This window comes from Actinomycetes bacterium (assembly GCA_035489715.1).
In the GTDB taxonomy this organism is placed as follows: Bacteria; Actinomycetota; Actinomycetes; order JACCUZ01; family JACCUZ01; genus DATHAP01.
The window spans coordinates 1-4453 of the sequence record DATHAP010000083.1 but is presented as its reverse complement, the minus strand read 5'-3'; the positions used below and the strand labels follow the sequence as shown (position 1 = coordinate 4453).

Sequence of the window (4453 nt, the reverse complement as noted above, 5' to 3'; positions counted from 1 at the left end):
GCCCGAGGACGTCTCCGGCATCGTTCTGCAGAGGGAGGCCCTGAACGTGGGGGCCGGCCCCGGCGCACAGGTCAGCGCGCCGGACGGCGTCGCCGACGTGCTGGCCGAGCTGGAGGCGGCGCCGGCAGGGACCGGCCCGTGCGGCGACGCGGTCTCGGGGCGCACCTTGTGGCTGGAGGACGCGCAGGAGGCGCGCTGGTCGCGCCTGGACGTCCTCGTCGACTCCGCCGGCTGCAAGACGGCCGTCTCCGAGCTGGGCGGCACCCGGGTGATGTCTGGCGACCCGGTGGCCGCGGCGACGGACGCCAGGTCGCCGGTCCAGGCGCCGGTCGGCCCGGACGCCCGGGTCGTCACCGCTCACGGCATGTCCATCGCGGTGCCGGAAGGGTGGCAGGTCGTCCAGGCAGCGACCGTGGACCCGTGCCGCCTGACCGGGCCTGCCGTCGTCGTCGCCGACGAGCTCGCGCCGAGCTGCTACGCGTCGCTCGGGGCCAGGCCGACGGCGCCCTTCGCCTGGCTCACCGCGCAGCCCATCGAGAAGGGGGCGTACGTCGTCGATCCGCTCGGGGCGGAGGACGGTACCCTCTCGGTCGACTGGTCGCATCGGCAGGTCGACGTGCCCGGCCACCTGCTCATGGACGGCTTCGTCGGCGTCCCCGACGGGGACGCCGGCCGGGTCCTGGTCGTCGGCCTGGAGCGGGAGCCCAGCCTCCTCCTCCGCGCGTCCGTACGGATCGGTTGAGCCGGTCGTCGAGGTCACTAGGGTGCGGTCCATGGACGGAGCCCGACCGGTCCGCGCCCCGCGCGGGAGCCAGCTGACCTGCCAGTCCTGGGGCGCCGAGGCGGCCCTGCGGATGCTGCAGAACAACCTCGACCCGGAGGTGGCCGAGCGACCCGACGACCTCGTCGTCTACGGCGGCTCGGGACGCGCAGCCCGGTCCTGGGCGGCGTACGACGCGATCGTCGACTCCCTGCAGACGATGGCTCCGGACGACACCCTCCTCGTCCAGAGCGGCAAGCCGGTCGGGGTGGTCCGCACGCACGAGGGCGCGCCGCGGGTGCTGATCGCCAACTCGCTGCTGGTGCCGCGGTGGGCCACGCCGGAGCACTTCCGCGAGCTCGAGGACGCCGGGCTGATGATGTACGGCCAGATGACGGCAGGCTCATGGATCTACATCGGGACCCAGGGGATCCTGCAGGGCACCTACGCGACCTTCACCGAGGTGGCCGAGCAGCACTTCGGCGGGACCCTCGCCGGCACCATCACGCTGACCGGCGGGCTCGGCGGCATGGGCGGCGCGCAGCCGCTGGCCGTCACCGGCAACGGCGGGGCGGCCCTGTGCATCGAGGTCGACCCGTGGCGGGCCCGGCGCCGGCTCGACCACGGCTACCTCGACGAGGTCGCCGACTCCCTCGACGACGGCATCGCCCGGGTCGAGGCAGCCAAGCGGGAGCGGCGCGCGCTGTCGGTGGCGGTCGTGGCCAACTGCGCCGACGTCCTGCCCGAGCTGGTACGTCGCGGCTGGAGCCCCGACGTGGTCACCGACCAGACGTCCGCCCACGACGAGCTCAACGGCTACGTGCCCAACGGCATGACGCTCGAGGAGGCGCTGGAGCTGCGGTCGGCCAAGCCGCAGGAGTACGTCGAGCGCTCCCGGGCCGCGATGGCCGAGCACTGCCGCGCGATGGTCGACCTCGGTCGGGCCGGCGCAGTCGTCTTCGACTACGGCAACGGGCTGCGCGGGCAGGCCAAGGACGCCGGCTTCGCCGACGCGTTCAGCTACCCGGGGTTCGTGGTGGCCTACATCCGGCCGCTGTTCGCCCGTGGCGCCGGCCCGTTCCGATGGGCCTGCCTGAGCGGGTCACCGGCCGACCTGGCCGCGACCGACGAGGCGGTGCTCAAGGCGTTCCCCGACGACGACGGGCTGCAGCGCTGGGTCCGCTTCGCGGCCGAGAAGGTCAAGGGCCAGGGCCTGCCGTCGCGGATCTGCTGGGTCGGCTACGGCGAGCGGCACCGCGCGGGGCAGGCGTTCGACGACCTGGTGCGGTCCGGTGCCGTCGAGGCGCCGATCGTCATCGGCCGCGATCATCTCGACGCCGGGTCGGTCGCCTCACCCGAGCGTGAGACCGAGGCGATGCGCGACGGAACCGACGCGGTCGCCGACTGGCCGATCCTCAACGCCCTGCTCAACACCGCGTCCGGCGCCACCTGGGTGTCCGTGCACCACGGCGGGGGAGTCGGCATCGGCAAGTCGATCCACGCCGGCGTGGTGGTCGTCGCCGAGGGCACCGACGCGTCGTACGAGAAGCTCACCCGGGTCCTCACCAACGACCCCGGCACCGGCGTCCTGCGCCACGCCGACGCGGGCTACGAGATCGCCGAGCAGACCGCCCGCGAGGTCGGCATCCGGGTCCCGATGCTCGACGGCACCCACGCCCCGTCCTGGCAGTCCTGACCCCCGCCTGGGGGAATGATCACGTTCACGTGGTCAATGGGACCCGTGCACGGTGGATACGCCGTGCATCGGTGGCATCGATCATGCTTACGTGATCATTCCGGCCGGTCAGCCGGTCAGCCGGTCTTCTGGCGGGCCCGGTAGGCCGCGACGTGCAGGCGGTTGCCGCAGGTGCGGCTGTCGCAGTAGCGCTTGGACCGGTTGCGCGACAGGTCGACCAGCACCCGGTCGCAGTCGGGGGCGGCGCAGACGGCGAGCCGCTGCCGCTCGTGAGCCGCGATGACGAACGCGAGCGCCATGCCGCAGTCGGCCGCCAGGTGCTCGGCCACCCGAGCACCTGGCGCGTAGTAGTGCATGTGCAGCGGCCAGCCGTCGTGGTCGGTGAGCCGCGGCGTCGTCCGCCCGTCAGCCACCAGGTGGTTGACCAGCCGGACCGCCTCGGCGTCGTCGTCGGCGACGACGATCGCCCGCAGCCGGTCACGCAGCCGCCGGACCGCCGCCAGGTCGCTCCCGGCCAGGGCACCGGCATCGGAGACCTCGCGCCGCTCGACGAAGGCGGTGAGGTCGTCGAGGTCGGCCATCCGGTCCGGGCGGCTGCCCGACTCGCGGCTGTTGACCAGGTCGACCACGGTCATCAGCGCGTGCTGGGTGTCGTGTCCCAGGTCCACCGGTGCTCCGCCTCATCGTCGGCTTGCTATTGTGCGTCCGACAGGAGCGTAACCCAGGAACGGTGCTGACGCAGGCGGGAGGTGGCACGTGTCGCCGGGCGTCCTCACTGGGCGGCCGACCGTCGCGGCGGCGGCCGGGGCGGCGTGCATCGCCACATCGGCGACCCTGGTCCGCCTCGCCGACGTCGAGCCTGCCACGGCGGCGGTCTTCCGGTGCCTCTACGCGCTGCCGATCCTGGCCCTGCTCATGCTGCGGGAGGACCGGCGGTACGGCCCGCGGACCCGCGACGAGCGGCTGCTCGCCATGGGGGCCGGCGTGTTCTTCGCCATCGACCTGGTCCTGTGGCACCACGCGATCGCGTCGGTCGGCGCCGGCATCGCCACGGTGCTCGGCAACCTGCAGGTGGTCTTCGTCGGCGTCCTCGCCTGGTGGCTGCTGCACGAGCGGCCCAGCACCCGGCTGATCGCCGCCGTGCCGGTCGTGCTGGTCGGTGTCGTCCTGATCTCCGGCGTCGTCGGCTCGGGTGCCTACGGCGAGGACCCGGTGCTCGGCGTGGTCTACGGCCTGGGCACCTCGCTGGCCTACGCCGGCTTCCTGCTCCTGCTGCGGCAGGGCTCGCGCGACCTGCGCCGGGTTGCCGGCCCGCTCTTCGACGCGACCCTGGTCGGGGCGGTGCTCTCGGCGGTGATGGGGCCTTTCGCCGGCGGCCTCGACCTGGTGCCGTCGTGGCCGGCCCATGGCTGGCTGCTGACCCTCGCCCTGACCTCGCAGGTCGTCGGCTGGCTGTTGATCACGATGTCGCTGCCACGGGTCCCCGCGGCGCTGACGTCGGTGATCCTGCTCCTCCAGCCGGTCGCGTCCGTGGCGCTGTCGGCGGCGGTGCTCGACGAGCGGCCCTCCTCCGCGCAGCTGCTCGGGTGCGCCATCGTGCTCGCCGGTGTCGTCGCGGCGACCGCGGGGCGCCGTGCCCGGCGACCGGTCGAGGAGGGCAGGATCGCCGCGTGAACCTCACCGTCCGCGGCATCGGCCGCCTGCTCACCATGGTCGCCGATCCGGTTCCCGACGCGGCCGTCGTGGTCCGGGACGGACGGGTCGCCTGGACCGGTCCGGAACGGGAGCTGCCGGCCGATGCGCCGGACCAGGAGCTCGACGCGGGCGGGGCAGCCGTCACACCGGGCTTCGTCGACGCCCACACCCACCTGGTGTTCGCGGGGGTCCGACGCGATGAGTTCATCGCCCGGCTGGCCGGGACGACGTACGACGGCGGCGGCATCCGGACGACGGTCGCGGCGACCGCGGCGGCCAGCGACGACGAGCTGCTCGACCTG

5 protein-coding genes are annotated in these 4453 nt (G+C 73.8%); 4 read left to right on the top strand and 1 reads right to left on the bottom strand.

What is annotated here, in order from left to right; genetic code table 11:
* Positions 1–742, top strand: a 742-nt coding sequence (locus VK640_07170) for a hypothetical protein (protein ID HTE72963.1), incomplete at its 5' end; no start/stop codon positions are given.
* Between the two features lie 31 nt (positions 743–773).
* Positions 774–2456: a urocanate hydratase gene (gene hutU, locus VK640_07165; protein HTE72962.1), complete on the top strand. Its 1683-nt coding sequence runs from the start codon at positions 774–776 to the stop codon at positions 2454–2456.
* Positions 2457–2572: 116 nt separating this feature from the next.
* On the opposite strand, the gene VK640_07160 is transcribed toward hutU, so the two are convergent.
* Complete coding sequence (locus tag VK640_07160; protein ID HTE72961.1) at positions 2573–3124, bottom strand: CGNR zinc finger domain-containing protein; 552 nt, start codon at positions 3122–3124, stop codon at positions 2573–2575.
* Positions 3125–3212: 88 nt separating this feature from the next.
* On the opposite strand from VK640_07160, the gene VK640_07155 reads away from it, so the two are divergent.
* On the top strand, positions 3213–4130 hold the full coding sequence (locus VK640_07155; protein HTE72960.1) for a DMT family transporter: 918 nt from the start codon (positions 3213–3215) through the stop codon (positions 4128–4130).
* A gap of 35 nt (positions 4131–4165) precedes the next feature.
* Positions 4166–4453: amidohydrolase family protein (locus VK640_07150; GenBank protein ID HTE72959.1), on the top strand; the 288-nt coding region annotated here is incomplete at its 3' end.

Bases quoted from the DNA above. Each gene is read 5' to 3' on its own strand.
- hutU (HTE72962.1), top strand. From the start codon at position 774: ATGGACGGAGCCCGACCGGTCCGCGCCCCGCGCGGGAGCCAGCTGACC.